Genomic DNA, 564 nt, shown 5'->3' with positions numbered 1-564 from the left:
TTTTCGCCCACTTCTTAAGCGGGATGGTCAAAATCGAGATCACCATTGCAAGCAGAATTATCGATAGCCCAGCAGAATTCGTTGCAGTCCACATCAAATCGAACAGCAAGTCCATCGGATATATAACCGGCAACAGGACCGTATAAACAACATCCCCTATCACTGTGGCTCAATATGGTAAATCACGCGCTTACCGCCTTTGAGGTCTTTGGAAGTACGCACTTTAAAGCGCTCTTTTAGCTCGTGCTCGAAGGCCACGCGGTCGTAATCCAGATACTGTTCCGTTTTGTTCTGCAGCAATTTGACGACCATCTCGTCGTGCCGATCAACGAACTCAATAACGATGTCGCAATTGAAAGACCGCAACCAGTCTAGGAATAATGCCATCGGGATATTGGCAGAAATCCGAATGTGGTGGACAAGGGCCAGAACCAGAATTGCATCTGGATTGGCGCGACTGTCGAATGAAGAGCGTTCCTTGCCTGCCCATCCCTGATTGGGGGAGACGTTGGACAAATCCAGCACTAACGGCAAGATGTTGTTGTGCACCGAGTGACTGGATTC

At 48.8% G+C, this 564-nt stretch carries 1 pseudogene; it reads right to left on the bottom strand.

The features are described 5' to 3' along the window. Positions 1–159 precede the first annotated feature (159 nt). Positions 160–564, bottom strand: a pseudogene (locus ACR0EL_RS22655) (hypothetical protein); the annotation flags it as partial.

It is taken from the genome of Ruegeria sp. AH12, from assembly GCF_056541465.1.
Note: the sequence above shows the minus strand (reverse complement) of the source record. Positions and strands in the feature narration are given on the sequence as shown.